This is a genomic window from Sphingomonas flavalba (assembly GCF_047553045.1).
Classification (GTDB): Bacteria; Pseudomonadota; Alphaproteobacteria; order Sphingomonadales; family Sphingomonadaceae; genus Sphingomonas_L; species Sphingomonas_L flavalba_A.
In genome coordinates this window covers 151,082-176,966 of record NZ_CP180208.1, presented here as the reverse complement: position 1 = coordinate 176,966, position 25,885 = coordinate 151,082, and the positions used below count along the sequence as shown (strand labels likewise).

Below are 25,885 nucleotides of genomic sequence, written 5' to 3'. Positions count from 1 at the left end.
ATCGTGCCGCCCATGAAGACCAACGCCATTCGTTTCCACACCGTCGGCGACCCGGACGTGCTGCGTTGGGAGGAGGTTGAGGTTGCGCCGCCGGGGCCCGGCGAAGTGCTGCTGCGCAACGTGGTGATCGGCGTCAACATGAAGGAGATCGGCGAGCGGCAAGGCGCCTACCCCTGCCCGCCGCTGCCGACCGTCCCCGGCATCGAGGCGGCGGCGGTGGTCGTCGAGACCGGCGCCGGGGTCAGCGAATTCAAGCCCGGCGACCGGGTCTGCTATGCAACGGTGCCGACCGGCAGCTATTGCGAGCAGCGGGTGTTGCCCGCCGAACGACTGATCGCGCTGCCCGACGACATTTCCGACGAGCTGGCCGCCGCGACGATCCACAAGGGGATGACCGCCCGCTATCTGGTGCGCAAGACATTCGCCGTCGGCGCCGGGCACACGGTGCTGGTCCACGCCGCCGCCGGCGGCACCGGATCGCTTGTCTGCCAATGGGCGAAGCATCTGGGCGCCACCGTCATCGGCACGGTCGGCAGCGCGCACAAGGCGGACTATGCCCGCGCCCACGGTTGCGACCATATCATCAACTACAGCGAGGAAGATTTCGTCGCTCGCGTGCGCGAGATCACCGACGGCGCCGGACTGCCGGTTGTCTATGATTCCGTCGGGCAGGCAACCTTCATGCAGTCGCTGGAGTGCCTCGACCCGTTCGGGCTGATGGTGCTTTACGGCATCGCATCCGGCCACCCGCCGCCGCTGGAGCTGATGAAGTTCGACATCTGGAAATCCTATTTCTACACGCGGCCGTCCTTCTTCGCCCACACCAGGCGGCGCGAGGACCTGCTGGCCAGCGCCGCGGACCTGTTCGCGATGCTGCGCAGCGGCGCGATCACGGTCGATATCGGCGGCCGCTTCGCGCTGTGCGACGCCGCATCGGCCCACCGCAAGGTCGAAAGCCGGGACACGATCGGCCCGGTTCTGTTATTCCCCTGATCCTCTGAAACAGCGTGTGGAGCGTTACGCCATGGCCCATCACCGCCTTTACCCCCCGACGCTGTTCGACAGCGGCCCATTCGGTTTCAGCCAGGTGGTCAAGGCCGGTGCCGGCGAGACCGTCTATTGTTCCGGCCAGACGGCGTGGGACAAGGATGGCGCCCTGATCGGCGCCGGCGACTTCGCCGCCCAGCTTGACGAAGCGTTGCGCAATGTCGGCCGCGCGCTGGCGGCGGCAGGGGCGGCGACGCGCGATGTCGTCGGCATCCGCATCTATGTCGTCGACCACAAGCCGGATTATCTGTCGATCATCGGCGAGGCGGTGACCGGATTCTTTGGCGCCGACCACCTGCCGGCGAGCACGCTGATCGGCGTCGCCCGCCTCGCGATACCGGATTTCCTGGTCGAGATTGAAGCGACGGCGGTTATCCCGGCGTAACCGGACGCGGCGGTTCAGGCCACTGCCGGCAGCGCCGGCGCCCGCCCGGCCATCGCCTGCCGGTGGCGCGCGAGGATCGCGCACGCCATGCCGAGCAGGACGAAGTACAGAATATGGTTGTCTTCCTGGCTGAGCACCAGCTTCGTGGTCAGGAAGGCGACGAGCGATCCCGCCACGGCAAGCGCAAGGTGGATGTCCGGGTCGGACCCGTCCTCCTCCAGCGTCACCTTTGACAGGCCGAAGATCATACCGATCATCATACCGAAGAAGATGATGAAACCGATGACGCCATAGTCGAGCACCGCGCTCAGGACATAGCTGTCGACGGTCAACTGCCCGCCGGGCGCGCGGTAGCCGAGCGCCGGCCCGCCCTTGCCCGAACTGTAGCCGAGCGGATTGCGGGCGATGACCGGCGGCGCCATGCGGAATTGTTCCTTTCGGCCGGTGTCGCTCAACCCGGTGGAACCGCCGCCGATCGTCCGCTTGCTGATCGCATCAACCGAGGTCACGCCGATCAGTACCATCGCGCCCGCCGCCGGGAGCGCCACGACCAGCGCCACCGCGAACAGATCGCTTGGGTTCTGGCGCCAGCGGCGGAAGGTCCAGACCATCAGGTAGAAGCAATGCGCCGCGATCCAGCCGACGACGCCGAGCCGCGATGTCGTCATGTAGGTGAGGACGAGCAACAAGATGTCGGCGATCACCCAGAACGCGATGCTGAACACATGCTTGGCGTTCATCGCCCGGTGCAGCACGAAGGGCGACACCATCGCGAGGAATTCCGAGAAAGTCAGCGACATGCCGAAGGTGGTGGTGATGCGATAGCGCCCGTCGCGGAAATTGGACGTCAGCATCCGCTCGACCGCTTCGTCGCCGACGCGCAGGAAGGACGGGATGTGGTTGACCCACAGGATCGCCTGGTTGCGGTATTCGGCGATCGCCATCAGACCGAGGAACACCGTCATCCCCACCATCAGCGCCGCATAGAGACGGACCCGGCCCGGCTGCTGGAACACCCAAACGCTGGCGAAAAAGGCGGCGGTCCAGACGAACTGGTGGTCGAGCACCGGGAAGAAACTGCTGAACAGCGGGTCCGACCAGAACAACGTCGCGAACTGGATGATGACGAAACCGACCATGCCGTAATAGAGGAAGGGCGTAGCGGTCAGCGCCTCTTTCAGCCTGCCCCGAAAATCCGACGAGACCGACAGGCAGAGCAAAAGCACGATGCCGACCATCGCGCCAACGACCCGGCGGACCGAGATCCACGGCATGCCGGGCAGCGCGATCGCCAGATAATTGGGCCACAGCACGGTGACGATCAGCAAGAAGAACAGCAGCCACGTCAGCAACCGGGTCGGCGCCGTCTTCTGATCAGGCAGCGACCAGATCACCACCAGCATCAGCACAAGGATCGGGATCGACAGGACGATGACGAAGAATGGCGGGAACACCGTGAACACAAAACCGTAGAAGATGCCGGCAAAGGCGCAGGCCGCCAGGAACAGCGTCTTGCGCACCAACGCGCGGTGTGGCGCCACCGGCGCCCGAAAGGGGCCGAGCACGGCCGGCGCCGGCTTCATGAGGAAAGCCAGATAATTCGCAATGCCGCCCTTCAGCGCTCTCAACATGCAGCCACTCTACCCGTTGGACGCCGACCGCGCCGCGAATCACATTCGGCCGTAGCATGCCACCGATTTCTTCAACACCGCGCTAAGAACCGGGCCGATGACGGCGCGGCGCGTTTTCGGCTTGGCGATGCCGCCCCCGCCCGCCTATGCAGATCGGTGGCGGTCATCATCGCTTAAGGGTAACGCCCTATTGCGGGTGCCGCCGTGCCGGCCCCGGCGGGCGCCGCCGCCTTGTTGAAGAGTGAAAGATGGCCGACCAGAGTCCTTCCGAATATTTCGAGCATATCCGCGCCGAAATCGCGCCGTTGCTGCCCGACAGGGCGCCCCGCCGCATTCTGGAAATCGGCAGCGGCGCCGGCGGCACCCTGGCCTGGCTGAAGCAGCGCTGGCCGGAAGCGGAAGCGGTCGCCTGCGAGGGACAGGCCGCGCTGCGCCCGGTGCTGGAACAGCGCGTCGACCGCGCCGTCATCCATAACCTGGAACAGCCGCTGCCCGACGATCTCGGCCGGTTCGACCTGATCCTGGCGCTTGATGTGCTGGAGCATCTGACCGACCCGCAGGCGGTGCTGACCAATCTTGTCGCCCTGCTCGAGCCGGGCGGCGCGGTAATCGTTTCCGTGCCGAACGTCGCCCATTACAAGGTGGTGCGCGACCTGCTGCTCCGCCGGCGTTTCGACTATACCGACGCGGGCATCATGGACCGCACCCACCTGCGCTTCTTCACCGAGCATTCGGCGCTGGCGCTGATGCGCGGTGCCGGGCTGAATGTCGTCGACGGTCGGGTCAACGGCTTTGGCCGGCGCCGGACGCGATTGATGGACTGGCTCACTCTTGGCTGCGCGCGCCATTACCTGGCCGAACAGTATATCATGCGCGGCGAGCGCGGCGGAGCGGGCCGTTTCCGCTGGCGTTTCCGCTAAGGCGGGGGCCGCTTACAGAATGCCGCCGCCCAGCCAGAGGCGGACGCAGCAGATCAAAAAGACAATGATGTTGAGGTTGCGGCCGGTGTTGCTGCGCGACAGCGCGCCGACGCCGATGCCGACCAGCGCGATCGGTACGATCAGCCAGTTCGCGGCACCGAGGATGGGCATAAAGGCCGGGATCGCCAGCAAGAGCGCGAACAGGCCGATCAGGATCGAGAGGATGTTCAGCATATCCCGATAGTGGGGGTGTCCGCCCGCGCGCGCAAGACCTGGAGTCCGGCGTTTGCCGGCTTCGGACGGAATCGGGAGCGGCCCGGTGCCGTTTGAACAGCGCAAACTCTACGCGACTGGAATCAGCACTTCATTGTGGCGCATCGGCGCCGGCACCGACGGGCCACTATAGGACGCATATTCGGCAGGGCCGGCGGCGCGCAGGCCCTGCCCCTCCAGCCAGCGGCGGAGCGCGCGTTCCTTGCGGCCCAGCGTGCGGTCGTCCGCCCGACCGGAAAAGCGGGCGGCGGCGACCCGGCGCGGCGCCAGTTCGACGATCGCGATGTCGTCCGGCGGCGGCGGCAGGGTTGCCGCCGTCCACTTGCCCGGCATGAACAGGCGGGTGCGCCAGCCGACCGGTTCGGCGCGGTCGCTCAGCACCGGCGTGGTCATCGCCAGCCGCTCACCCTTGCGCGAACGGGCGAGGACATAGTCGAGCAGCGCCTCATAGCCTTCCATCAGCGCGGCGACGCGCGGGCCGGAGCGGACCGTTTCAGCGAGCAACGCCGCCGGATAGGCGCGCAGTTCGAACGCGCCGTCGGTGGCGATGGTGCGGTGATTGGGCCGCTCGGTCGCCCGTTCGCGCAGATACCAGCCGCCCGCCGCCGCCGCGGCCGCCACCGCAATCCCGCCGAAGATCCATTTCGCGTTGAGCCGCATCGCCTGCTCCCCTTGGTCCCGCCCCATGTGGGGGCGCCGCACGCACTGTCAAACGCCTATTGGACCAAAAGGGCAGGGGCGTGGTCAAATCTTCCTTCACGTTTTTCGGGCATTTCCGCAGCCCGGATGGCAAACAGGCCGATGACGAAGGAGCGCAGCGACACCGTGCGCTGCCGGCTGCGTATCGTCAGCTTCACCACCGACGCGGCACCGGCGGCGCTGCTCGATTACTACTACACCCGCGCCCACCGCGCCGGTTTCGACGCGGAACGGGTCGCGAGGGATAGGCGGACATATTGGCCGGCACGCGCGGCGACGACGCCTATTACCTTATCGTCAGCCCGCGCACCGGCGGCGGCGATGCCGACCTGGTCGTCAACAACGGCCGCTGAGCCTTTTCCAACGCCCCGTGCCCGGCTAAGGCGGGGCATGAACGCATCGTTTCTGGTCATGGTCGGCGGCGCGATCGGCGCGCTGCTGCGCTATCAGCTCGGCCGCGGGTCGATGCTGCTGCTCGGCCCCAACTATCCGTGGGGGACGCTGTTCGCCAACCTGATCGGCGGACTGGCGATGGGCCTGCTCGCCGGGCTGCTCGGCCGGCTGAGCGGCAGCGGAGAGGCGTGGCGCCTGTTCGTCGGCGTCGGCATCCTCGGCGGCTTCACCACCTTTTCCGCCTTCAGTCTGGAAACCGCGCTGATGATCGAGCGCGGCGCGCTGTTTGCCGCCGCCGGCTATGTCGCGGTGTCGGTGATCGGCGCGGTCGCCGCGCTGTTCGCCGGGCTGGCGCTGGCCCGGGCGGTGGCATGAACGAGGTTCGCCAGTTCACCGTCGCGCCCGACGACGACGGCATCCGGCTCGACCGCTGGTTCAAGCGCCACCTGCCCGACGTCGGCTTCGCGCAGGTGTCGCGCTGGGCGCGGACCGGCCAGTTGCGCGTAGACGGCAAGCGCGCCACCCCCGGCGACCGGATCGAGACGGGGCAGGTGCTGCGCGTGCCCCCCGCCGAGCCGAAGCCGGAGGCGAAGGCCCGGCCGAAGCGCGAACGAGCGCCGCTCAGCCCCGACCAGATCGCCTATGCCCAGGACATGGTGATCCACCGCGACGCGCAGGCGATCGTCATCAACAAGCCGCCGGGCCTGGCGACGCAGGGCGGCACCAAGACCCACGACCATGTCGACGGCCTGCTCGACGCGCTCGCCTTCGAGCGCGACGACCGGCCGAAGCTGGTCCACCGGCTCGACAAGGACACGTCCGGCGCGCTGCTGCTGGCGCGCAGCGCCCGCGCCGCCGCCTTTTTCGCCAAGAGCTTTTCCGGCCGCACCGCGCGCAAGGTCTATTGGGCGCTGATCGTCGGCGTGCCGTCTATCGAGGACGGCATGGTCGAACTGCCGCTAGCCAAGCAGCCGGGCACCGGCGGCGAGAAGATGCATGTCGACGAAAAGGCGGGCAGCCCGGCGCGGACCCGCTACCGGGTGATCGAGCGCGCCGGCAACCGCGCCGCCTGGGTCGAGCTGCAACCGTTCACCGGCCGCACCCACCAGTTGCGCGTCCACATGGCGGCAATCGGCCACCCGATCGTCGGCGACGGCAAATATGGCGGGCAGGATGCGTTCCTGACCGGCGGGATCAGCCGCAAGATGCACCTGCACGCCCGCCGCATCCGCATCGACCACCCCGACGGCGGCCGCGTCGACGTCACCGCCGAACCGCCGCAGCATTTCGCCGACAGCGTCGCCCATCTCGGCTTCGACCCGCATCTGGGCGACCTGCCGATCGACGAGATCAAATTCTCCGAAACGCCGGAGGGCAAGCGCAAGGCGGCGAGCGCCGCCGCCAAGGCCCGCCGCAAGGAGCGCAAGGGCGAACGGCGCGGGCGCGGGCGCACGCCGGCATGAGCGGCGGCCCGAACCGGCTGGCGCTGTTCGACTGCGACGGCACGCTGGTCGACAGCCAGGCCAATATCTGCCGGGCAATGGAGCAGACGTTCGACGGGTTTGCCCTTGCCGCGCCCGACCGCGCCGCGATCCGCCGCATCGTCGGCCTGAATCTGGTCGAGGCGATGCGGGCGCTGGTCCCCGACGGCGAGGATGCGCTGCACGTGAAGCTGGCCGCCGACTACAAGCGGGTGTTCCAGGGCCTGCGCCATGACGGGCTGGTCGAGGAGCCGCTGTTCGACGGCATCGCGGAGGTGCTGACCGCGCTGGCCGATGCCGGATGGCTGCTCGGCGTCGCCACCGGCAAGTCGGATCGCGGGCTGAAGCTGTGCCTGGAGCATCATGGCCTTGCCAGCGCCTTCGTCACCCTGCAGACCGCCGATCGCCACCCGTCGAAGCCGCACCCGGCGATGGCCGCGCTGGCGATGGCGGAGGCGGGCGCCAGCCCGGAGACGACGGTGATGATCGGCGACACCAGCTTCGACATGCTGATGGCGAAGGCGGCCGGCGCCCATGCCGTCGGTGTCGACTGGGGCTATCACGACGCGGCGGAATTGATCGCGGCCGGCGCGGGGCTGGTGGTGTCCAGCGCCGGCGCGCTGCCGCCCCATCTGGAGACGCTGGCATGACCGGGGACAACAGGGACAGGGACGCGCAGGCGCGCACCCGCTATTTCGCGCTGTCGCTGGTCCGGCTGAGCGGGGCGGTTCTGGTGCTGATCGGCATCGTCGTCACATCCGGCCGGGTCGAGAGCCTGCCGGCGGTGGCCGGCTATGCGCTGATCGGCGCCGGCCTGCTCGACATGGTACTGTTCCCGCGCCTGCTTGCCCGGCGATGGCGGACGCCGCCGCGGCCGTGAAGCGATTCTGGAAACAGGCGACGGTGACCGACGGCGCGCTCGCGCTTGACGGGCGGCCGGTGCGGACGCCGGGTGGGCGGGCACTCACCCTGCCGACCGCGGCGCTGGCCGATGCGGTCGCGGCCGAGTGGAACGCGGTCGGCGATACGCTCGATCCGCGCGCGATGCCGCTGACCGGCCTGGCCAACGCCGCGATCGACATCGTCGCGCCGGACCCGACCGCCTTCGCCGTTCCGCTCGCCGCCTATGCCGAAACCGACCTGCTCGCCTATCGCGCCGAACATCCGGCGGCGCTGGTCGCGGCGCAGGCGGCGGCGTGGGACCCGCTGCTCGCCTGGGCACGGCAGCGTTATGACGCGCATGTCGAAACCGTCGCCGGCATCCTTCACCGGCCGCAGCCGCAAGCCACGGTCGCGCGGCTGACCCAGGCGCTGACCGCGCACGACCCGTTCGCGCTGGCGGCGCTGTCGCCGCTGGTCACGATCGGCGGGTCGCTGGTCGCGGCACTGGCGCTCGCCGAACGCGCGTTCGACGCCGACGCCGTCTGGCAGGCCGTCCACCATGACGAATTGTGGCAGGAAGCGCAGTGGGGCGAGGACGCGCTCGCCACCGCCGCCCGCGCCGCACGCCGCGCCGATTTCGACGCGGCGGCACGCTTTCTACACCTGCTCGGCTGAAGCCGCCGCCACCGCTGCCGCCGGCAGGAACCAGCGGATGATGACCAGCCCGCCAACCACCAGCATCGCCAGCGACCCGACGAACGCATAGAGCGTGTAGACCCAGTCGACGTGCAGCCAGACCGAATCGCTGACCAGGCCGATCAGCAGCGCCGCGACCGAGAACAGCACCAGCAGACGAACGCGATCGACGAACTGCGTCACCCGCCCGGCAACACCGTAGAGGGCGAGGCCGATCAGCAGCGCGACGATCAGGTCGAGGACCAAGCCGGCGATCAGCGCGTCCGGCGACGCGACGCTGAACCCGGCGCTGTTGTAATGGACGGTCGCCACCGGCCCCTTGCCGAACAGCACGGTTGTCGCCGGCGTGTCGGGCGACGGCACGACATAGGTGGCGGTGCCGGACAGGTTTGCGGCCAGCGCGTTCTGCACCGCCGCCTGTTGCGCCTCGGTCGCCGACCCGTAGGCGATCTGGCCCAGCGGCGTGGCGAAGAAGATGAAGCCGGTGATGAACATGGCGATCGCGGCGGCGACCGCGCCGAGCACTAGCTTTGGCATGGGGGTTCCTCCCTGTCGTGCGACAACGGAGGCTAGGCCGGACCGGTTCCCTGCACAATCGGGTCGCGGGTCAGGCTGCGGACAAAGCCGATCAGCCCGGTCTGGCGGCTGCGCCGGTGGCGTTCGGCGTCAAGGATGGTCTTCAGCGCGCCGAAACAGACGTCGGCGTCCTGGTTGACCAGCACATAGTCATAGCCGTCCCAGTGGCCGACCTCGGTCGTGGCACGGGCCATGCGGGCGGCGATCACCTCTTCCGAATCGGTGGCGCGGCTGCGCAGGCGGCGTTCCAGCTCCTCCATCGACGGCGGGAAAATGAACACGCGGACCACGTCGCCGCCGGCGAGCTGGTGTAGCTGCTGCGCGCCCTGCCAGTCGATGTCGAACAGGATGTCGCGGCCGGCGGCCAGCATCGCCTCCACCGGCGCGCGCGGCGTGCCGTAACGGTGGCCGAAGACGTGCGCCCATTCCAGGAATTCGCCGGCGGTCACCATCTCGCGGAACCGCGCCAGGTCGACGAAATGATAGTCGACGCCGTCGACCTCGCCGGGCCGTATCGGCCGCGTCGTCACCGAAACCGACATCTCCAGGCCGGTGTCGGCGGCGAGCAGCTTGCGCGACACGGTCGACTTGCCGGCGCCGGACGGCGAGGAGATGACGAACAGCATCCCCCGTCGCTTGAACTTGAACGGATCGGAACGGTCGGCCGGCGGGGCCTTGGGCGGGAACGGTTCGGCCATGGCCGCTAGTGCCGTGGCGAAGCCGCGCCGTCAATCACCGCATGGCATGTCGAACAATCAGGGCGCCTCCGGCGGTTCCGGCGCGGCCCCGTCGGCACGACTGCGATCGTAGAGCTTCTTCGCCACATAGGCGCCGCCGATCACCAGGCCAAGCGGACCGAACCGCCGCAGCCCGCCGGCAACGGCGGCGCCGAGCACAGCGCCCTTCACGCCGCCTTTGCCATCCCGCCGGTCGATCTGTCGGCCAACCAGAGCACCGATAACCTTGCCGATCATGCAATCCTCCCCATCCCGCCCATAGCGCGGCACGGCGGCAAAGGTTCCCGACCGGTCGGCGCCGTCGCGCCGGTCAGCGACCGAGCATCGCCTCCGGCCGCACCACCCGGTCGAACGTCTCGGCATCGATCAGGCCGAGCGCAAGGCCCGCCTCCTTCAGCGTCAGGCCTTCGAGATGGGCGTGCTTGGCGATCTTCGCCGCATTGTCATAACCGATTTCCGGTGCCAGCGCCGTCACCAGCATCAGCGAGCGGCCGAGCAGTTCGGTGATCCGCGCGCGGTTGGGCTTTAGCCCGGCGAGGGTACGTTCGGTGAAGCTTTCCGCGCCGATGCTGAGCAGGGCGATCGAGCGCAGCACATTGGCGCCGATCAGCGGCTTGAACACGTTCAGTTCCATATGGCCCTGCAGGCCGCCGACCGTCACCGCCTGGCCATTGCCGATCACCTGCGCGGCGACCATCGTCAGCATCTCGCACTGGGTCGGGTTGACCTTGCCCGGCATGATCGAGCTGCCCGGCTCGTTGGCCGGCAGGTCAAGCTCACCCAGGCCGCAGCGCGGGCCACTGCCAAGCAGGCGAATGTCGTTGGCGATCTTGGTGAAGGCGACGGCGACGACGGTCAGCACCCCGGCCAGCTCGACCAGCGTGTCGTGCGCCGCCAGCTCGGCGAACTTGTTCGGCGCACTGACGAAGGGCAGGCCGGTCAGCCGGCCCAGTTCCGCCGCGACGCCCTCGGCAAAGCCGGGCGCGGCATTGAGGCCGGTGCCGACGGCGGTGCCGCCCTGCGCCAGCTGGTGCAGGCGCGGGCGAACCGCCTCGACCCGCTCGATGCAGGCGGCGACCTGCGCGGCATAGCCCGAAAATTCCTGACCCAGCGTCAGCGGCGTCGCATCCTGCAGGTGGGTGCGGCCGATCTTGACGATGTCGTCCCAGTCGCGGGCATGGCCGTCGAGGCTGGCATGCAGCGTCGCCAGTGCCGGCAGCAACTGATCGGCAACGGCGCGCGCCGCCGCGACATGCATCGCGGTCGGGAAGCTGTCGTTCGACGACTGGCCCTGATTTACATGGTCATTCGGGTGAACCGGGGTCTTGCCGCCGCGCTGGCCGCTCAGCACCTCGTTGGCACGACCGGCGATCACCTCGTTGGCGTTCATGTTCGACTGGGTACCGCTGCCGGTCTGCCAGATGACCAGCGGGAACTGGTCGTCGAGCTTGCCGGCGACGACTTCCGCCGCCGCCGCGTCGATCGCCTCGGCCAGCTTTGCGTCAAGCCCGTGGCTGCGGTTAACCCGCGCCGCCGCCTGCTTGACCAGCGCCAGCGCGTGGACGATGCCGATCGGCATCCGTTCTTCCGCACCGAACGGGAAATTTTCCACCGACCGCTGGGTCTGCGCGCCCCAATAGGCGTCGGCCGGGACCTCGATCGCGCCAATGCTGTCGGTTTCGGTACGGGTGTTCATCCTGCAACTCCGTTGGGTGGGCCAGTGCTGGCCCATGCCTCAACGGCGTTGGCGCGCGCGGGTCAAGCCCGAAGGCGGATTATTTCTTGCGGCCAAAATCGACGGTGACAACGTTCGACCCGTCTTCCACCGGCGTTGCGACAGGCCCGTCATTCTCCGCTTCATCGTGCGGTTCCGGGCCATCGCCATCGCCCTGCGCCTGGAACTGCAAGGCGAAATCGACCGCCGGATCGACGAAACCGGTCACCGCCGCGAACGGAATGACCAGCTTCGCCGGCAACTGGTTGAAGCTCAACCCGACCGAAAAGCCGTCCGGCTGAACATTCAGATCCCAGAACTTGTTCTGGAGGACGATGGTCATTTCGTCCGGGAAACGTTCGGTCAGGTGTTTCGGAATGTCGACGCCGACGGCGCCGGTCTTGAAGGTTATATAGAAATGGTGCTCGCCCGGCAGACCACCCGTTTTCTCGACCTCGCCCAGCACGCGCCCGACGACGGCGCGCAGGGCCTCCTGCACGATCTCGTCATAGGGAATCAGGCTGTCGGGTGTCTTGTCGTTCATCGCCGCCGTGGTGAACGCGCGCGCGCCGATGGTCAAGACGCGTTGCACCGCCCCGCCGCATCGCTATAGGCGTCCGCCATGCGCAACGGCTCGATTCATCGCAAGACGAAGGAAACGGCGATCCGCGTCGCCGTCGCCCTCGACGGCACCGGCAGCTACCAGGTGGCGACCGGCATCGGTTTCCTCGACCATATGATCGAGCAGTTGTCACGCCATTCGCTGATCGACATCACGCTGGAGGTGCAGGGCGACCTGCATGTCGACCAGCATCACACCGTCGAGGACAGCGCCATCGCGATCGGCGAGGCGGTGTCGCAGGCGTTGGGCGACCGGCGCGGCATCACCCGCTACGGCCACGCTTACGCGCCGATGGACGAAACGCTGACCCGTGCCGCGATCGACATTTCCGGCCGGCCGTTCCTGGTGTGGAAATCGGGGTTCAGCCAGCCACGGCTGGGCGAGATGGACACCGAGCTGTTCGAGCACTGGTTCCACAGTTTCGCCAGCGCGGCGGGAATCACCCTGCACGTCGAGACGCTGTACGGCCAGAACAACCACCATATCGCCGAAAGCGCGTTCAAGGCGCTGGCCCGTGCCCTGCGCCAGGCGGTCGAGATCGACCCGCGCAAGGCCGACGCGATCCCGTCGACCAAGGGCACGCTTGGCGGTGGCTGATCGGGTCGCGCTGATCGATTATGGCGCGGGCAACCTGCATTCCGTCCATAATGCGCTGAAGGCGGCGGGCGCCGGCGATGTCGTCGTCACCGCCGACCCGGCGGTCGTCGCCGCCGCCGACCGGATCGTCCTGCCCGGTGTCGGCGCCTTTGCCGCCTGCATGGCCGGGCTGCGCGCGATCGACGGCATGGTCGCGGCGCTGGACGCGGCGGTGCTGGACGGCGGCCGGCCGTTCCTCGGCATCTGCGTCGGCATGCAATTGATGGCGAAGGCCGGGCTGGAACATGGCGAGACGGCAGGTCTGGGCTGGATCGACGGACAGGTGGCGGCGCTGGACGGCAACGGCGTCAAGGTGCCGCACATGGGCTGGAACGACGTAGTGCCAGTGGGCGATCACCCGCTGATCCACGCCGGCGAGGCGTATTTCCTCCACGGTTATGCATTCACCGGCGCCGATGTGCTGGCGACCAGCGATCATGGCGGTCCGGTGGTCGCCGCGATCGGCCGCGACAATCTGGCCGGCGTGCAGTTCCACCCGGAAAAGAGCCAGCGCTACGGCATCGCGCTGCTCGAACGCTTTCTGGCGTGGCGGCCATGAGCCTGATCGTCTTTCCCGCCATCGACCTGAAGGGTGGACAGGTCGTCCGCCTTGCCGAAGGCGATATGGACCGCGCCACCATTTATGGCGACGATCCGGCGGCGCAGGCGCTGCTGTTCGCTGAAGCGGGGGCGGCGCATCTGCACGTCGTCGACCTTGACGGCGCCTTCGCCGGTCAGGCGGTCAATGCCGAGGCGGTGCAGGCGATCGTCGAACGCTTTCCCGGCCATGTCCAGTTGGGTGGCGGCATCCGCGACCGGGCGGCGGTGGAACGCTGGTTCGGCCTTGGCGTCGCGCGCATCGTCATCGGCACCGCCGCGCTCGACGACCCGGATTTCGTCCGCGCCGCGGCGCGCGATTTCCCCGGCGGCATCGTCGTCGCGGTCGACGCGCGCGGCGGCATGGTCGCGACCCGCGGCTGGGCCGACGTATCCGACGTGCCGGTCGTCGACCTCGCCCACCGGTTCGAGGATGCCGGCGTCGCCGCGCTGCTGTTCACCGATGTCGGGCGCGACGGGCTGCTGAAAGGCTGCAATGTCGAGGCGACCGTCGACCTCGCCCGCGCCGTCCGCATCCCGGTGATCGCCAGCGGCGGGGTCAAGGGCATCGGCGATATCCGCGCGCTCAGCTGGTACGCGAAGGAGGGCGTCGAAGGCGTGATAACCGGCCGCGCCCTGTATGACGGGCGGCTGGACCTGGCCACCGCGCTCGCCATTGCGACGGCAGCACCATGAGGACCGGTCGATGAGCGTCCGCATCCGCGTCATCCCCTGCCTCGACGTCGCCGGCGGGCGCGTCGTCAAGGGCGTCAACTTCGTCGACCTTGCCGATGCCGGCGACCCGGTCGAGCAGGCGCGCGCCTATGACGCGGCCGGGGCGGACGAGCTGTGCTTCCTCGACATCACCGCCAGCCACGAGCAGCGCGGAACGATGATCGACGTCGTCCGCCGCACCGCCGAAGTCTGTTTCATGCCGCTGACCGTCGGCGGCGGCGTCTGGTCGGTGGAGGATGCGCGCGCGCTGCTGCTTGCCGGGGCGGACAAGGTCGCGGTCAATTCGGCGGCGGTCGCCCGACCGGAACTGGTTGCCGAGCTAGCCGACCGGTTCGGCGCGCAATGCGTGGTCGCCTCGGTCGACGCCCGGCGGGTCGACGAGGGCTGGGAAGTGTGCACCCATGGCGGTCGGCGGGCGACCGGGGTCGACGCCGTCGCCCATGCCGTGCGCCTGGCCGAGCTGGGCGCGGGAGAATTGCTGGTCACCGCGATCGACCGCGACGGCACCCGCGACGGCTATGATCTGTCGCTGACCCGGCTGATCGCTGATTCGGTGCCGGTGCCGGTGATCGCCAGCGGTGGGGTCGGCCAGGTGTCAGACCTTGTCGCCGGGGTGGCGGAAGGCCACGCTAGCGCGGTGCTCGCCGCGTCCGTCTTCCATTTCGGCCAGATCAGCATCGCCGATGCGCACGCCGCGCTTGCGGCGGCGGGACTGCCGGTGCGAAAGCCGCTGGGATGGTGACGCCGATGGACACGCTCTCCCGCCTCGAAGCAACAATCCGCGCCCGGCGCGACGCCGACCCGGCCAGTTCCTACGTCGCGAAGCTCACCGCCGGCGGGCGGCGGCGGATGGCGCAGAAGCTGGGCGAGGAAGCGGTGGAAACGGTGATCGCCGCCACCGCAGACGACCGCCGCGGCACCATATCGGAAGCCGCCGACCTGCTGTTCCACCTGACCGTATTGCTGGCCGACATGGACGTGTCGCTGGCCGATGTGCTGGCCGAGCTGGATCGCCGCGACGGGGTATCCGGGCTGACGGAAAAGGCGGCGCGCGCCAGCGAAAGCTGATCGGCACGCCGGCGGCGAGGCATATGCACGCCGGTTTCATTCCGCCAGACTGGGCCTAGCGGAAATTATCCGCGTAGGCTTGCAGCTTCAGCACCCGCTCCGGCGCCGGTACGACATGATAGGCAATGCCTTCGCGCTCCGCATAGGCGGTCGCCGCTTCCAGCGTCGGGAAACCAAGGCGGAGCTGCTGGCGGGTGTCGCCCGATCCGGCCCAGCCGGTCAGCGGGTCCGGCTGCTTGGCCTCCGCCGGTTCATATTCCAGCATCCAAAGGTCGGTGCGTGCCCGCCCCGACTGCATCGCATTCTTCATCCGCTGGTAGATTCGCGCCGTCGCCATGCCATGCTCCTGTTCCGCCGCCCATACCGGCGACCGATAGGCGCTGGCAAGCCGGTCAGCGCCGGCGGGCGTCCGCCTTCTTGGTGCGCAACGTCGGCGCGGTCGCCGCCGGGTCGTCCGGCCAGGGGTGTCGGGGGTAGCGGCCGCGCATCTCCTTCGCCACCGCCGCCCAGCTCCCCGCCCAGAAACCCGGCAGGTCGCGCGTCGTCTGGATCGGCCGGCCCGCCGGCGAAGTCAGACTGAGGACCAGCGGCACCCGCCCGTCCGCTACCGTGGGATGGACGGCGAGGCCGAACAACGCCTGCACCCGCACCTCCACCTTCGGTCCGCCTTCCGCCGCATAGTCGATCGCATGACTGCTGCCCGCCGGCGTTTCCAGCCGCGCCGGTGCGAAGCGATCGAGCAGCCGCTGCCCGTCCCAGTCGAGAAGGCCGGCGACCGCCGCCGCCAGCGCCTCCGCCGGGATGTCGCCCAGTCGCCGCCGGCCGGCGAGCAGCGGCGGCAGCCAGGCATCGAGCGTATCGGCCAGCACGGCGTCGGACAGGTCGGGCAGCCCGGCACTGTGCGCGGCGGCAAAGCGCGCCCGCGCGAGCAGCGCGGCGGCCGGCCCGTCCCATGGCAGCAGGGCAAGGCTGCCGGCGCGCACCCCGGCGAGCAGCGCCGCCGCGATCGCCTCCGGTTCCACGCGGTCATCCGGCCCCCGCGCCAGCACGATCGCGCCCAGTCGGCGAACGCGGCTGGCCGAGGCACCGCCGGTCGCCGGGTCGAAAGCGACGCTGCGTATCGTTTCGATCCGCTCGCCGAACAGCACCTCGACCGTTGCATAATCGATGGCCGCCGCCGCCAGGATGCGGGCGCCGGCGGCGGTGCCCTGGGTTTCGGCGACCGCCAGCCATTCCGCCCGCGCCAGCGGGGAAGCCGGGTCGAGGCGGAAGCCGCGCCCGCCGACGCTGATCCAGTCGGCCCCGTCCGCGCCGCGCCGTCTGGCCACGCGATCGGGAAAGCCGAGGGCGATGCAGGCGCCGATGTCTCCGCTGCCGTCGTCATCAGCCCCGGCCAGCCGGCGCCAGCGTTCCGCCAGCCGCCGCCCCGCCTCTGCGCGCGAACCGCGCTCGCTTGTCCAGCGCCGGGCGCGCAGTTCCAGATCGGCGTCATTGCCGCCAAGCCCGCGTTCGGACAACAGCACGGCGACCACTGCCGCCGCCCGCCCCCAGCCGCGCGCGCCACCGGCGATCAGCATATGGGCCAGGCGCGGTGGCAGGGGCAGCGCCGCGATCGCCCGGCCATGCGCGGTCGGCCGCCCGGACTCGTCCAGCGCGCCAAGCGCCGCCAGCCGGTGCCGCGCCTCGTCCAGCGCCGCCGCGCCGGGCGGGTCGAGCCAGCGCAGGGTGCGCGGATCGGCGACGCCCCACAGCGCGCAATCGAGCAGCAGCGCCGACAGGTCGGCCTCGGCGATTTCGGGCGGATCATAGGGCGGCAGCCCGGCGGTCGCCGCGTCTTCCCACAGCCGGTAGGCGACGCCCGGCGCCTGCCGCGCGGCGCGGCCGGCGCGCTGGGTGACGGCGGCGCGGCTGGCGCGCTCGGTGACCAGCCGGGTCAGCCCGGCCGCCCGGTCATAGCGCGGCCGCCGCGCCAGCCCACTGTCGATGACAACCCGCACGCCGTCGAGCGTCAGGCTGGTCTCGGCAATTGCCGTCGCCAGCACCAGCTTGCGCGTCCCCGGCGCGGCCGGGGCGATCGCCGCGCGCTGCGCCGCCGGGTCGAGCGAGCCGTGCAGCCGGTGGAGCACGACGTCGGTGGGCAGCCCGTCCAGCCGCTCCGCCGTCCGCTCGATTTCCGCCACGCCGGGCAGGAAGGCGAGCAGCCCGCCCGCTTCCTCAACCAGCGCACGGCGAATCGTGGCGGCCATCGCATCCTCGATCCGCGCCTCCGCCGCCCGACCGACATGGCGCAGGGTCAGCGGATGGCTGCGCCCGGCGCTCTCGATCACCGGCGCGCCGTCCATCAGCGCGGAGAAGCGGGCACCGTCCAGTGTCGCAGACATCGCCAGCAGCCGCAGGTCCGGGCGCAGTGCCGCCTGCGCGTCGAGCGCCAGCGCCAGCCCGAAATCGCTGTCGAGCGAGCGTTCGTGCACTTCGTCGAACAGCACCGCCGACACCCCGGCCAGTTCCGGGTCGGCCTGGATGCGGTTGCGGAAAATCCCCTCGGTCAGCACCAGCAGCCGGGTCGCCGCCGACTGCTTCGAATCCATCCGCGTCGCATAGCCGATCGTCCGGCCGACCGGTTCGCCGGCGAGCGCCGCCATCCGTTCCGCCGCCGCCCGCGCCGCCAGCCGGCGCGGCGACAACAGCAGCACCTGCCCACTGCACCAGTCCTCGGCGAGCAGCGCCGGGCCGACGGCCGTCGTCTTGCCGGCACCGGGCGGCGCGACCAGCACCGCATTCGGCCCCCGCCGCAATGCGGCGAGCAGGGCCGGCAGCACCGCTGCGATCGGCAGCGCGCTCAGTATGCCCGCGCCACCGCGAATTCGACCGCCTCGACCAGCGCCGCCTTGGCCTGCCCGTCGGGGAAGCGGCCGAGCGCGTCGATCGCCCGCTGGCCGTAAACCCGCGCGCGCGCCAGCGTGTCGTCTAGCGCCCCGGTCGCACGCAGCAGGCCGGTCGCATGCGCGAGATCGGCGTCGGAAATCCGGTGCCCCATCATCGCGTCGCGCCAGAACGCCTTGTCGGCATCGGCGCCGCGCGCGTGGGCGAGAATGACCGGCAGCGTCACCTTGCCGTCGCGGAAATCGTCGCCGACGCCCTTGCCCATCGTCTCCGCGTCGGACGCATAGTCGATCGCGTCATCGATCAGCTGGAAAGCGATGCCGAGATTGCGGCCGTAGGAATCGAGCGCTTCCTCCTCCGCCTCCGGCCGTTCGGCGACGACGGCGGCGATGCGGCAGGCGGCGGCGAACAGCGCGGCGGTCTTGGCGCCGATGATCGCCAGATACTGTTCCTCGCCGGTGTCGACCCGGCGCTGGGCGCTCAACTGGTTGACTTCGCCCTCGGCGATCACCGCGCTGGCGCCGGAGAGGATGCGGAGAACGCGCAGGCTGCCGTCCTCGACCATCAGCTCGAACGAGCGGCTGAACAGGAAATCGCCGACCAGCACGCTGGCCGGGTTGCCCCAGATGATGTTCGCCGTCCGCCGCCCGCGCCGCAGGTCGGACCCGTCGACGACATCGTCGTGGAGCAACGTCGCGGTGTGGATGAACTCGACCGCCGCCGCCAGCCGGTGATGGCGGTTGCCGAGATAGCCGACCAGCCGCGCGCAGGCGACGGTCAGCATCGGCCGCATCCGCTTGCCACCGCCGGCGATCAAATGGCCGGCCAGTTCCGGGATCAGCGGAATGTCCGATTTCATCCGGTCAAGAATCACGCTGTTGACCGCATTCATTTCGTGCGCCACCAGCGCGACCATGGGGTCAAGGGACGGTTGGCGCCGGGCGCCGATCTGGTGGATGGTCGCGGTCATGGCGGCGATGTGGCCCGCCCCGGCGCCAAGCGCAAGCGCCAAGCGCCGGAGCGACACCGCAACCGCCTAGAAACGGGCGCGAAGATGGGGAATGCGATGACCGACGACTGGCTGACGCAATACCGGGAGAGTATCGACAACATCGATGCCGCGCTGGTGTTCATGCTCGCCGAACGGTTCAAGATCACCAAGGCCGTCGGCCGCCACAAGGCCGAGCACGGCCTGCCGCCCGCCGACCCCGGCCGCGAGCAACGCCAGATCGAACGGCTCCGCCGCTTGGCGCATGAGGCTCACCTCGACCCCGAATTCTCCGAGAAATTCCTGCGCTTCATCATCGACGAGGTGATCCACCACCACGAGCGGATCCGCGACGAAAGCTAGCCCGTCGCCGCTCACCCCCTGTTCGAACCTGGAGAGAGAATGATGACCGACCGTCCCCTGCACCCGGAAACCCTGGCCCTGCACGCCGGCTGGCGCGCGGACCCGACGACCGGCGCGGTGGCGCCGCCGATCTTCCAGACCACCTCTTTCCAGTTCAAGGACACCGGCCACGCCGCCCGGCTGTTCGCGCTGGAGGAAATGGGCAACATCTATACCCGCATCATGAACCCGACGACCGACGTGCTGGAACAGCGCGTCGCCGCGCTGGAGGGCGGCGCGGCGGCGCTGGCGGTCGCGTCCGGCCAGGCCGCGTCGACCTACGCGATCCAGAACCTTGCCAGCGCCGGCGACAACATCGTCGCCGGCACCGACCTGTACGGCGGCACGTGGAACCTGTTCGTCAACACCTTCAAGACGATGGGGATCGAGGTGCGCTTCGCCGACCCGGCCGACCCGGAAGCCTTTGTCCGCGCCAGCGACGAGCGCACTCGCGCCTGGTATACGGAAACGCTGCCCAACCCGAAGCTGTCGGTCTGTCCGATCGACGAGATCGCCGCACTCGGCCGGCCGCTCGGCATTCCGCTCGTCGTCGACAACACCTGCGCGGCGCTGCTCGCCCGGCCGTTCGACCACGGTGCCGCGATCATCGTCTATTCGACGACCAAATATCTTGGCGGCCACGGTACCTCGATCGGCGGGATGATCGTCGACGGCGGCAATTTCGACTGGAGCGCCGTGCCGGAACGCCAGCCGAACCTGAACCAACCCGACCCCAGCTACCACGGCGCGGTGTGGGTGGAGGCGGCGAAGCCGCTCGGCCCGATCGCCTATATCCTGCGCGCGCGCACCGTGCTGCTGCGCGATCTGGGCGCGGCGCTGTCGCCGTTCAACGCCTTCCAGATCCTGCAGGGCGTCGAAACGCTGCCGCTGCGCATGCCGCGCCACTGCGCCAATGCGCTGAAGGTCGTCGATTATCTGAAGAGCCAGCCGCAGGTGACGCGGATCATCCACCCGTCGGTGCAGACCGGCGTCCAGCGCGAACGGGCCGACCGTATCCTGACGGGCGGCCTTGGCGCGCTGCTCGGTTTCGAGCTGAAAGGCGGGCTGGAGGCCGGTAAGCGGTTCATCGACGCGCTGCAGCTATTCTACCATGTCGCCAATATCGGCGACACGCGCAGCCTGGCGATCCACCCGGCGTCGACCACCCATTCGCAACTGTCGGCGGAGGAACGGGCGATCGCCGGCGCATCCGACGGCTATGTCCGCCTGTCCGTCGGGCTGGAGCATAGCGACGACATCATCGCCGACCTGGAACGCGGCATGGCGGCGGCGCGCAACGGCTGACCGGCGGCATGGTCCGGCAGGGCGCGACGGCGCCCGCGCCGGGCCAGCCGGATGCATCCAGAAAATTCGCGCAACGCACATACGTTCGCAAAACCGGTGGTCATCCCACCGGGGCCGCGCTATCCTTTCAGCGATAACGGCGCGGGTTCGCGCCAGACCTTCGGGGGGGATAATATGAAGACTTACCTGCGCGCGCTTCTGACCGGCGGCGCTATCGCGCTGACCGCGATCACCGCCACCGCCGCCCAGGCCGAGACGTTCCGTGTCGAGCTTGGCCGCGGCCTGCCGCAGGCCAGCTATGACGGCCGCGTTATCCTGATCATCAGCAAGGACGCGAAGCGGGAGCCGCGTTTCCAGGCGTCGCGCGGGCTGGATGTCGCACAGGTGTTCGGCGTCGACGTGAACGGCATCAAGGGCGGTGAATCGGCGACGATCACCACCGGCATCACCGGTTATCCGATCGAGGACCTCGGTCAGTTGCCCGCCGGGACGTATTACGTTCAGGCGGTTCTGCATAAATACGACACGTATAACCTGTCGAACGGCAAGACGGTGAAGCTGCCCGCGGCGCGCGGCGCCGGGCAGAACTGGCGGATGGAGCCGGGCAACGTCATCAGCAAGCCGATGCAGATCACCTTCGACCCGGCGAAATCCGGCGAGATCAAGGTGACGCTGGATACGGTGCTGCCGCCGATCGCCGAGCCGAAGGACACGGAATTCGTCCGCTACTTCAAGTTCCGCAGCCCGAGCCTGTCGAAATTCTGGGGCCGCGACGTGTTCATCAACGCGCATGTGCTGGTGCCCAGGGATTTCGACAAGCACCCGGAGGCGCGTTACCCGCTGGTGGTGTTCCACGGCCATTTCCCGAAGGAATTCGGCGGGTTCCGGACGACGCCGCCCGATCCGAACGAGGCGTGCGTGCCGAGCGCGCGGTTCGGCGAGCCGTGCTACAACCGGATCGAGGCGCAGGAAGCCTACGACTTCTACCAGAAGTGGATCTCGCCCGACCACCCGCGGATGCTGATCATCGAGATCGACCACTCGAACCCGTATTTCGATGACAGCTATGCGGTGAATTCCGAAAATCTCGGGCCGTATGGCGATGCGATCATGTACGAATTCATCCCGGCGTTGGAAAAGAAATTCCGGGGCCTGGGCCAGGGCTGGGCGCGCTTCACCTATGGCGGCTCGACCGGCGGCTGGGAAGCACTGGCCGTTCAGGTCAAATATCCCGACGAGTTCAACGGCGCCTTCGCATCCTGCCCGGATTCGATCGACTTCCGCCAGACCAAGGTCGTCAACATCTATGACGACGAGAATGCGTTCTGGAAAACCGGCCCGTTCGGCCGGGTCCCGGTGATGATCAACCGCAACTATCTCGGCCACGTCAACTGGACCAACGAGATGGAGAATCGCTACGAGCGGGTCATCGGATCGAAAAGCCGTTCGGGCGGGCAGTGGGACATCTGGGACGCGGTCTATTCGCCGATGGGCGAGGACGGCTACCCCAAACCGATCTGGGACAAGACAACCGGCGTCATCGACAAGGAGGTCGCCGCCTACTGGCGCGAGAATTACGACCTGCGCCATATCATGGAGCGTGACTGGCAGACGCTTGGCCCGAAACTCCAGGGCAAAGTCCATATCTACACCGGCGATATGGACAATTTTTACCTGAACAACGCCGTCTACCTGACCGAAGCGTTCCTGAAGACGACCAAGAACCCGCATTATGACGGGGAGGTCAAATATGGCGACCGGGCGGAGCATTGCTGGAACGGCGATCCGAACCAGCCGAATGCTATTTCGCGTCTGCGCTACAACACGATGTACGTGCCGAAGATCCTGAAGCGGATCGAGGCCGCCGCTCCGGCGGGCGCGGACCTGACAAGCTGGCGCTACCGCTAAGAGCGGCGCCGGCGCGGGCCATGGCACCGATCGCGCAATATTATGTCAATCATCTGTTATTTTTAGACGGATTAGGTGGAAATATTTGGTCGTTTCGCGCATTTGATATCGCCCGCCATTGCTAATGGTGGTCGCATATTGAACAAATGTTCGATATCTGAACTGAACAGGGACGATCATCGCGGATGGGCTGGCAACAGCGACCGAGGCCGGACAGGCACCGACCAGTGCCGATCGCCCGGCGCCAACTGCTCCGCGGCATCGGCGCCGGCGGGCTGGCGGCGGGACTGTCGCTTCTTCCCGGTTGCGGCAGTGAGCGGTCCGGCGGTCCGACCACCCTGCGCTGGTGGTCGCCGCAGTCAGCGCCAGAGCAGGTCGCCAGCTATCGCGAACAGATCAGCGCGTTCGAAGGCCGTAACCCCAATGTCCGCATCGTTTTCGAGCCAACGTCGGACGAAGGCTATCCGACCCAGTTCGCCGCCGCTTTCGCCGCCGGCCAGATGCCGGACCTCGTCACCCACCTGCCGTCCTTCGCCGCCCAGAACTACTATGATCGCGGCCTGATCGAGCCGATGGACGATGTCGTCGCCGCGATCGGCGCCGACCAGTTCTTTCCCGGCGCGCTCGCCCCGTTCCGCGCCGCCGACGGCCATTATTGCGCCGTCGGGATCGGTAGCACCGCCGTCGACATGCTGTGGTACCGGCAGGACCTGTTGCAGCTCGCCGGGATCGACCACGCGCCGCGCACCTGGGACGAACTGCGCACCGCCTGCGCGCGGGTCCAGCGCCGCGGCCTGTACGGCACCGCCCTGCCTTATGGCATGAACAGTATGACGTCGCTGATCTTCGTCAGCATCATCCACCAGGCCGGCGGCCAGGTGTTCACCCCCGACCTCGACGTCGCGATCGACACGCCGCCAACTTATGCCGCACTCGATTTCTATCGCGGGATGCGCGAGTTCTGTCCGCCCGGCGCGACGATCTTCAGTTGGGGCGACTGCCTGACCGCCTTCGTTTCCGGCGCCAGCGCGACCGGTATCTACAGCGGCCGAGTGCTGGCCAACGTCGCGGCACAGAACCCACGCATCGCCGACGTGATCGACTGCGTCGCCTATCCGACCCTGTCGCGCGCGATCCCGTCCTGGACCTTCAACGACTTCCCCAGCCTGTTCATCCCCAAGGGATCGCGCAACCCGGCGCTGGCCAAGGCCTTCGCCATCTCGCTGTTCTCGCCCGACATCTACACCGCGCAACTGCGCGCGACGCCGGGTCATATCCTGCCGACATTAAAGGGAATCGTCGACGATCCGGTCTACCTGGCCGACCCGCTGATCGGGAAATACCAGCGCGAGATCGCGATGATGGCGAAACACGCCGCGAACGGGCACAATCTCGGCATGGAATCACCCACCCATCATCCCAATCTCCGCGCCGGCGAGATCATCGCCAGCAATTGCATCGCGGAACTGGTGCAGCGTGTGGTGCTTGAGGGCGAGCCACCGCGCCAGGCGGTGGGGCGCGCGGCGGACACGCTGGAAAGGCTGATGTCGGCGTGACCGGCCTGGCCGCCTTCCTGCGCCTGCGGCCGGCCACATCCCCCCAGGCGCTGGCGCGGCGCGACGCGATGCTCGGCCTGCTGCTGATCGCGCCGACGGTGCTGATTTTGTCGACGGTCGTCGTCTACCCGTTGGCTGCCACCGCCTATCTGTCACTGCACAGCGTCTACACGCCGACGCTGGCGACGGAATGGGTGGGCCTGTCCAATTATCACGCCATCCTCTCCGACAGCGTCTTCTGGCGCGCGTTGGCGACGACGCTGGTCTGGACGATCGGCACCCTTGTCCTGCAACTGCTGTTCGGCGTCGCGATGGCGTTACTGCTCAACCGCAACATCCGCCTGCGCGCGCTCGCCCACAGTCTTGTCCTCTTCCCCTATTTCCTGGCGACGGTGGTCGCGGTGCTGGTCTGGCGCTGGCTGCTGAACGGGCTGTTCGGCGTCGTCGACCATATGCTGATCGCCCTCGGCCTGATTGACGCGCCGATCGACTGGCTGGGCACGATGCCCAATGCGATGGCGACGACGATCGTCATCGGCGCGTGGAAATTCTTCCCGTTCGTCGTCATCGCCGTGCTCGCCCGGCTGCAGACCGTGCCGGCCCATCTGTACGAAGCGGCACGACTCGACGGCGCCGGATCGTGGGCGCGCTTTACCGATATCACCCTGCCGCATCTGGCCGGGGTGCTGGGGCTGGTCGCCCTGCTCCGCATGATCTGGGATTTCCGCGAATTCGACCTGATCTATCTGCTGACCGGCGGCGGGCCGCTCGACCACACACGCACATTGCCGCTCCTTGTCTATCAGCAGGCGTTCGGCCTCAACCAGATGGGCATGGCATCCGCCTATGCAGTGTTGATGATGCTGCTCGCGCTGGCGATCACCATTCCCTATCTCGTCCGCACCCGGAGGCGGCGGTGACCGCCCGCCGCCCCGCATGGCGCGCGACCGCGCTGACCTGGTCGCTGGTCCTGCTCATCGTCTTTCCACTGCTGTGGATGCTGCTCACCTCGCTGAAGCCACAGACCGAGCTGTTCGCTCTGCCGCCGACCTTTCTGCCGGAAAGCATAACCTTCGCGCCGTATCTGCGCCTGCTCACCGACACGCCGTTCCCGCGCTATTTCGCCAATTCGGTCGTGCTGGCGACGACAACGACGCTGCTCGTCGTCACCATCGGCGCGATCGGCGCGCACAGCCTGCTGCGTTTTTCCTATCGCGGCCGGGAAACGCTGGCGACGCTGGTCCTCGCCACCTACCTGCTGCCGTCGGTGGTGCTGATCGTGCCGCTGTACCTGATGATGGTCGAGGTGGGCCTCGCCAACCGGCTCGCCAGCCTGATCATCGCCTATACCAGCTTCGCCCTGCCCTACGCGCTATGGCTGCTGCGTTCGTTCATGGCGGCTATCCCGGAGGAGATGGAGGCGGCGGCGCGGGTCGATGGCGCCAGCCGCATCGGCGCCTTCGTCGACGTCATCCTGCCGCAGGCGCTGCCCGGCATCGGCGCGACGGCGCTGTTCACCTTCATCCTTGCCTGGAACGACTATCTCTACGCGCTGGTGCTGGTGAACACCGACACCGCCCGGCCGCTGACCACCGGCGTCATCACCATGTTCGTCACCACCTTCAACGTCGAATGGTCGATGCTGATGGCCGCGTCGGTGCTGATGAGCATCCCGCCGATCATCCTGTTCACCTTCTTCCACCACCAGTTGAGCCGGGCGATCGGCACCGCCGGGCTCCGGAGCTGAAGGA

30 protein-coding genes are annotated in these 25,885 nt (G+C 68.4%); 19 read left to right on the top strand and 11 right to left on the bottom strand.

The genetic code is table 11. The annotated features are described in order from the left end of the window. Positions 1-12: 12 nt before the first annotated feature. Together ACMT1E_RS00890 and ACMT1E_RS00885 are read left to right on the top strand one after the other, a co-directional pair. Positions 13-993, top strand: a complete 981-nt coding sequence (locus tag ACMT1E_RS00890; RefSeq protein WP_414901619.1) for a quinone oxidoreductase family protein — start codon at positions 13-15, stop codon at positions 991-993. A 31-nt stretch (positions 994-1,024) separates the two neighbouring features. After that, positions 1,025-1,432: a RidA family protein gene (locus ACMT1E_RS00885; RefSeq protein WP_414901617.1), complete on the top strand. Its 408-nt coding sequence runs from the start codon at positions 1,025-1,027 to the stop codon at positions 1,430-1,432. Positions 1,433-1,446: 14 nt separating this feature from the next. On the opposite strand, the gene ACMT1E_RS00880 is transcribed toward ACMT1E_RS00885, so the two are convergent. Then, positions 1,447-3,063: an O-antigen ligase family protein gene (locus ACMT1E_RS00880; RefSeq protein ID WP_414901616.1), complete on the bottom strand. Its 1,617-nt coding sequence runs from the start codon at positions 3,061-3,063 to the stop codon at positions 1,447-1,449. A 248-nt stretch (positions 3,064-3,311) separates the two neighbouring features. Between ACMT1E_RS00880 and ACMT1E_RS00875 the strand changes: the two genes are divergently transcribed. Then, a complete protein-coding gene (locus ACMT1E_RS00875) occupies positions 3,312-3,983 on the top strand; it encodes a class I SAM-dependent methyltransferase (protein ID WP_414901614.1) in 672 nt (223 codons plus the stop codon). A gap of 12 nt (positions 3,984-3,995) precedes the next feature. Here the strand turns inward: ACMT1E_RS00875 and ACMT1E_RS00870 are convergent, their stop codons facing one another. Both ACMT1E_RS00870 and ACMT1E_RS00865 read right to left on the bottom strand, forming a co-directional pair. Continuing rightward, complete coding sequence (locus ACMT1E_RS00870) at positions 3,996-4,322, bottom strand: hypothetical protein (protein WP_414901612.1); 327 nt, start codon at positions 4,320-4,322, stop codon at positions 3,996-3,998. A gap of 3 nt (positions 4,323-4,325) precedes the next feature. After that, positions 4,326-4,916, bottom strand: a complete 591-nt coding sequence (locus ACMT1E_RS00865) for an SOUL family heme-binding protein (protein ID WP_414901611.1) — start codon at positions 4,914-4,916, stop codon at positions 4,326-4,328. Positions 4,917-5,345: 429 nt separating this feature from the next. Here ACMT1E_RS00865 and crcB point away from each other — a divergent pair, with 429 nt between their 5' ends. The 5 genes from crcB to ACMT1E_RS00840 are packed head-to-tail and all read left to right on the top strand — an operon-like array spanning position 5,346 to position 8,386. Further along, positions 5,346-5,723, top strand: coding sequence for a fluoride efflux transporter CrcB (crcB, locus tag ACMT1E_RS00860; RefSeq protein WP_414901609.1), 378 nt, complete (start codon positions 5,346-5,348; stop codon positions 5,721-5,723). Next, positions 5,720-6,811 carry an RluA family pseudouridine synthase gene (locus tag ACMT1E_RS00855; RefSeq protein ID WP_414901608.1) on the top strand — a complete coding sequence of 364 codons (1,092 nt, stop codon included), beginning with the start codon at positions 5,720-5,722 and terminating at the stop codon, positions 6,809-6,811. The genes crcB and ACMT1E_RS00855 overlap by 4 nt, the downstream gene beginning before the upstream one ends. Then, positions 6,808-7,479: an HAD-IA family hydrolase gene (locus tag ACMT1E_RS00850; RefSeq protein ID WP_414901607.1), complete on the top strand. Its 672-nt coding sequence runs from the start codon at positions 6,808-6,810 to the stop codon at positions 7,477-7,479. Before ACMT1E_RS00855 ends, ACMT1E_RS00850 begins: the two co-directional genes overlap by 4 nt. Then, positions 7,476-7,709 (top strand): hypothetical protein, encoded by a 234-nt coding sequence (locus tag ACMT1E_RS00845; protein ID WP_414901606.1) that lies wholly within the window; start codon positions 7,476-7,478, stop codon positions 7,707-7,709. The genes ACMT1E_RS00850 and ACMT1E_RS00845 overlap by 4 nt, the downstream gene beginning before the upstream one ends. Continuing rightward, a complete protein-coding gene (locus tag ACMT1E_RS00840) occupies positions 7,706-8,386 on the top strand; it encodes an ATP12 family chaperone protein (protein ID WP_414901604.1) in 681 nt (226 codons plus the stop codon). The genes ACMT1E_RS00845 and ACMT1E_RS00840 overlap by 4 nt, the downstream gene beginning before the upstream one ends. Here ACMT1E_RS00840 and ACMT1E_RS00835 read toward each other — a convergent pair. From ACMT1E_RS00835 to ACMT1E_RS00815, 5 genes are all read right to left on the bottom strand, one after another. Beyond that, entirely contained in the window at positions 8,369-8,944 is a 576-nt protein-coding gene (locus tag ACMT1E_RS00835; protein WP_414901603.1) for a hypothetical protein, read from the bottom strand. The two genes, ACMT1E_RS00840 and ACMT1E_RS00835, sit on opposite strands and share 18 nt — an antisense overlap. A gap of 32 nt (positions 8,945-8,976) precedes the next feature. Further along, positions 8,977-9,609: a guanylate kinase gene (gmk, locus tag ACMT1E_RS00830; RefSeq protein ID WP_414903486.1), complete on the bottom strand. Its 633-nt coding sequence runs from the start codon at positions 9,607-9,609 to the stop codon at positions 8,977-8,979. A 129-nt stretch (positions 9,610-9,738) separates the two neighbouring features. Beyond that, a complete protein-coding gene (locus tag ACMT1E_RS00825) occupies positions 9,739-9,957 on the bottom strand; it encodes a hypothetical protein (RefSeq protein WP_414901601.1) in 219 nt (72 codons plus the stop codon). A 73-nt stretch (positions 9,958-10,030) separates the two neighbouring features. After that, positions 10,031-11,416: a class II fumarate hydratase gene (fumC, locus tag ACMT1E_RS00820; RefSeq protein ID WP_414901600.1), complete on the bottom strand. Its 1,386-nt coding sequence runs from the start codon at positions 11,414-11,416 to the stop codon at positions 10,031-10,033. Positions 11,417-11,495: 79 nt separating this feature from the next. After that, positions 11,496-11,978 (bottom strand): SspB family protein, encoded by a 483-nt coding sequence (locus ACMT1E_RS00815; protein WP_414903485.1) that lies wholly within the window; start codon positions 11,976-11,978, stop codon positions 11,496-11,498. Positions 11,979-12,056: 78 nt separating this feature from the next. Between ACMT1E_RS00815 and hisB the strand changes: the two genes are divergently transcribed. From hisB to ACMT1E_RS00790, 5 genes are read left to right on the top strand one after another with little or no spacing between them, the layout of a single operon-like run. Further along, on the top strand, positions 12,057-12,653 hold the full coding sequence (gene hisB / locus ACMT1E_RS00810) for an imidazoleglycerol-phosphate dehydratase HisB (protein WP_414901599.1): 597 nt from the start codon (positions 12,057-12,059) through the stop codon (positions 12,651-12,653). Beyond that, on the top strand, positions 12,646-13,251 hold the full coding sequence (gene hisH, locus ACMT1E_RS00805) for an imidazole glycerol phosphate synthase subunit HisH (protein ID WP_414901598.1): 606 nt from the start codon (positions 12,646-12,648) through the stop codon (positions 13,249-13,251). The genes hisB and hisH overlap by 8 nt, the downstream gene beginning before the upstream one ends. Next, positions 13,248-13,985, top strand: a complete 738-nt coding sequence (gene hisA, locus ACMT1E_RS00800; RefSeq protein WP_414901597.1) for a 1-(5-phosphoribosyl)-5-[(5-phosphoribosylamino)methylideneamino]imidazole-4-carboxamide isomerase — start codon at positions 13,248-13,250, stop codon at positions 13,983-13,985. Before hisH ends, hisA begins: the two co-directional genes overlap by 4 nt. Before the next feature lie 10 nt (positions 13,986-13,995). Continuing rightward, positions 13,996-14,766: an imidazole glycerol phosphate synthase subunit HisF gene (hisF, locus tag ACMT1E_RS00795; RefSeq protein WP_414901596.1), complete on the top strand. Its 771-nt coding sequence runs from the start codon at positions 13,996-13,998 to the stop codon at positions 14,764-14,766. Next, the gene (locus ACMT1E_RS00790) at positions 14,760-15,092 is read left to right on the top strand and encodes a phosphoribosyl-ATP diphosphatase (RefSeq protein ID WP_414901595.1); all 333 of its coding nucleotides are present in this window, start codon (positions 14,760-14,762) and stop codon (positions 15,090-15,092) included. The genes hisF and ACMT1E_RS00790 overlap by 7 nt, the downstream gene beginning before the upstream one ends. A gap of 55 nt (positions 15,093-15,147) precedes the next feature. Here ACMT1E_RS00790 and ACMT1E_RS00785 read toward each other — a convergent pair whose 3' ends face one another. From ACMT1E_RS00785 to ACMT1E_RS00775, 3 genes are read right to left on the bottom strand one after another with little or no spacing between them, the layout of a single operon-like run. Then, the gene (locus ACMT1E_RS00785; protein WP_414901594.1) at positions 15,148-15,429 is read right to left on the bottom strand and encodes an ETC complex I subunit; all 282 of its coding nucleotides are present in this window, start codon (positions 15,427-15,429) and stop codon (positions 15,148-15,150) included. Between the two features lie 55 nt (positions 15,430-15,484). Continuing rightward, on the bottom strand, positions 15,485-17,935 hold the full coding sequence (gene hrpB, locus ACMT1E_RS00780; RefSeq protein WP_414903483.1) for an ATP-dependent helicase HrpB: 2,451 nt from the start codon (positions 17,933-17,935) through the stop codon (positions 15,485-15,487). Beyond that, positions 17,932-18,945 carry a polyprenyl synthetase family protein gene (locus ACMT1E_RS00775; RefSeq protein ID WP_414903482.1) on the bottom strand — a complete coding sequence of 338 codons (1,014 nt, stop codon included), beginning with the start codon at positions 18,943-18,945 and terminating at the stop codon, positions 17,932-17,934. The genes hrpB and ACMT1E_RS00775 overlap by 4 nt, the downstream gene beginning before the upstream one ends. A 96-nt stretch (positions 18,946-19,041) precedes the next feature. On the opposite strand from ACMT1E_RS00775, the gene ACMT1E_RS00770 reads away from it, so the two are divergent. From ACMT1E_RS00770 to ACMT1E_RS00745, 6 genes are all read left to right on the top strand, one after another. Continuing rightward, positions 19,042-19,326: a chorismate mutase gene (locus ACMT1E_RS00770; RefSeq protein WP_414901593.1), complete on the top strand. Its 285-nt coding sequence runs from the start codon at positions 19,042-19,044 to the stop codon at positions 19,324-19,326. A gap of 42 nt (positions 19,327-19,368) precedes the next feature. Further along, complete coding sequence (locus tag ACMT1E_RS00765; RefSeq protein ID WP_414901592.1) at positions 19,369-20,670, top strand: O-acetylhomoserine aminocarboxypropyltransferase/cysteine synthase family protein; 1,302 nt, start codon at positions 19,369-19,371, stop codon at positions 20,668-20,670. Positions 20,671-20,844: 174 nt separating this feature from the next. After that, positions 20,845-22,578 (top strand): hypothetical protein, encoded by a 1,734-nt coding sequence (locus tag ACMT1E_RS00760; RefSeq protein ID WP_414901590.1) that lies wholly within the window; start codon positions 20,845-20,847, stop codon positions 22,576-22,578. Between the two features lie 227 nt (positions 22,579-22,805). After that, on the top strand, positions 22,806-24,134 hold the full coding sequence (locus tag ACMT1E_RS00755; RefSeq protein WP_414901588.1) for an ABC transporter substrate-binding protein: 1,329 nt from the start codon (positions 22,806-22,808) through the stop codon (positions 24,132-24,134). Further along, positions 24,131-25,054, top strand: coding sequence for a carbohydrate ABC transporter permease (locus ACMT1E_RS00750; RefSeq protein ID WP_414901586.1), 924 nt, complete (start codon positions 24,131-24,133; stop codon positions 25,052-25,054). Before ACMT1E_RS00755 ends, ACMT1E_RS00750 begins: the two co-directional genes overlap by 4 nt. Beyond that, positions 25,051-25,881: a carbohydrate ABC transporter permease gene (locus ACMT1E_RS00745; protein ID WP_414901585.1), complete on the top strand. Its 831-nt coding sequence runs from the start codon at positions 25,051-25,053 to the stop codon at positions 25,879-25,881. The genes ACMT1E_RS00750 and ACMT1E_RS00745 overlap by 4 nt, the downstream gene beginning before the upstream one ends. Positions 25,882-25,885 lie beyond the last annotated feature (4 nt).

Excerpts from the sequence above, each read along its gene's own strand:
- hisB (WP_414901599.1), top strand. The coding sequence starts at position 12,057 with ATGCGCAACGGCTCGATTCATCGCAAGACGAAGGAAACGGCGATCCGC.
- ACMT1E_RS00785 (WP_414901594.1), bottom strand. The coding sequence starts at position 15,429 with ATGGCGACGGCGCGAATCTACCAGCGGATGAAGAATGCGATGCAGTCG.
- ACMT1E_RS00815 (WP_414903485.1), bottom strand. The coding sequence starts at position 11,978 with ATGAACGACAAGACACCCGACAGCCTGATTCCCTATGACGAGATCGTG.
- hisA (WP_414901597.1), top strand. The coding sequence starts at position 13,248 with ATGAGCCTGATCGTCTTTCCCGCCATCGACCTGAAGGGTGGACAGGTC.
- ACMT1E_RS00770 (WP_414901593.1), top strand. The coding sequence starts at position 19,042 with ATGACCGACGACTGGCTGACGCAATACCGGGAGAGTATCGACAACATC.
- ACMT1E_RS00865 (WP_414901611.1), bottom strand. The coding sequence starts at position 4,916 with ATGCGGCTCAACGCGAAATGGATCTTCGGCGGGATTGCGGTGGCGGCC.
- ACMT1E_RS00760 (WP_414901590.1), top strand. The coding sequence starts at position 20,845 with ATGAAGACTTACCTGCGCGCGCTTCTGACCGGCGGCGCTATCGCGCTG.
- gmk (WP_414903486.1), bottom strand. The coding sequence starts at position 9,609 with ATGCTGTTCGTCATCTCCTCGCCGTCCGGCGCCGGCAAGTCGACCGTG.
- ACMT1E_RS00885 (WP_414901617.1), top strand. The coding sequence starts at position 1,025 with ATGGCCCATCACCGCCTTTACCCCCCGACGCTGTTCGACAGCGGCCCA.
- hisF (WP_414901596.1), top strand. The coding sequence starts at position 13,996 with ATGAGCGTCCGCATCCGCGTCATCCCCTGCCTCGACGTCGCCGGCGGG.
- ACMT1E_RS00825 (WP_414901601.1), bottom strand. The coding sequence starts at position 9,957 with ATGATCGGCAAGGTTATCGGTGCTCTGGTTGGCCGACAGATCGACCGG.
- ACMT1E_RS00835 (WP_414901603.1), bottom strand. The coding sequence starts at position 8,944 with ATGCCAAAGCTAGTGCTCGGCGCGGTCGCCGCCGCGATCGCCATGTTC.
- ACMT1E_RS00855 (WP_414901608.1), top strand. The coding sequence starts at position 5,720 with ATGAACGAGGTTCGCCAGTTCACCGTCGCGCCCGACGACGACGGCATC.
- fumC (WP_414901600.1), bottom strand. The coding sequence starts at position 11,416 with ATGAACACCCGTACCGAAACCGACAGCATTGGCGCGATCGAGGTCCCG.
- ACMT1E_RS00875 (WP_414901614.1), top strand. The coding sequence starts at position 3,312 with ATGGCCGACCAGAGTCCTTCCGAATATTTCGAGCATATCCGCGCCGAA.
- ACMT1E_RS00765 (WP_414901592.1), top strand. The coding sequence starts at position 19,369 with ATGACCGACCGTCCCCTGCACCCGGAAACCCTGGCCCTGCACGCCGGC.
- ACMT1E_RS00845 (WP_414901606.1), top strand. The coding sequence starts at position 7,476 with ATGACCGGGGACAACAGGGACAGGGACGCGCAGGCGCGCACCCGCTAT.
- ACMT1E_RS00790 (WP_414901595.1), top strand. The coding sequence starts at position 14,760 with ATGGTGACGCCGATGGACACGCTCTCCCGCCTCGAAGCAACAATCCGC.
- ACMT1E_RS00880 (WP_414901616.1), bottom strand. The coding sequence starts at position 3,063 with ATGTTGAGAGCGCTGAAGGGCGGCATTGCGAATTATCTGGCTTTCCTC.
- ACMT1E_RS00890 (WP_414901619.1), top strand. The coding sequence starts at position 13 with ATGAAGACCAACGCCATTCGTTTCCACACCGTCGGCGACCCGGACGTG.
- ACMT1E_RS00850 (WP_414901607.1), top strand. The coding sequence starts at position 6,808 with ATGAGCGGCGGCCCGAACCGGCTGGCGCTGTTCGACTGCGACGGCACG.
- ACMT1E_RS00775 (WP_414903482.1), bottom strand. The coding sequence starts at position 18,945 with ATGACCGCGACCATCCACCAGATCGGCGCCCGGCGCCAACCGTCCCTT.
- crcB (WP_414901609.1), top strand. The coding sequence starts at position 5,346 with ATGAACGCATCGTTTCTGGTCATGGTCGGCGGCGCGATCGGCGCGCTG.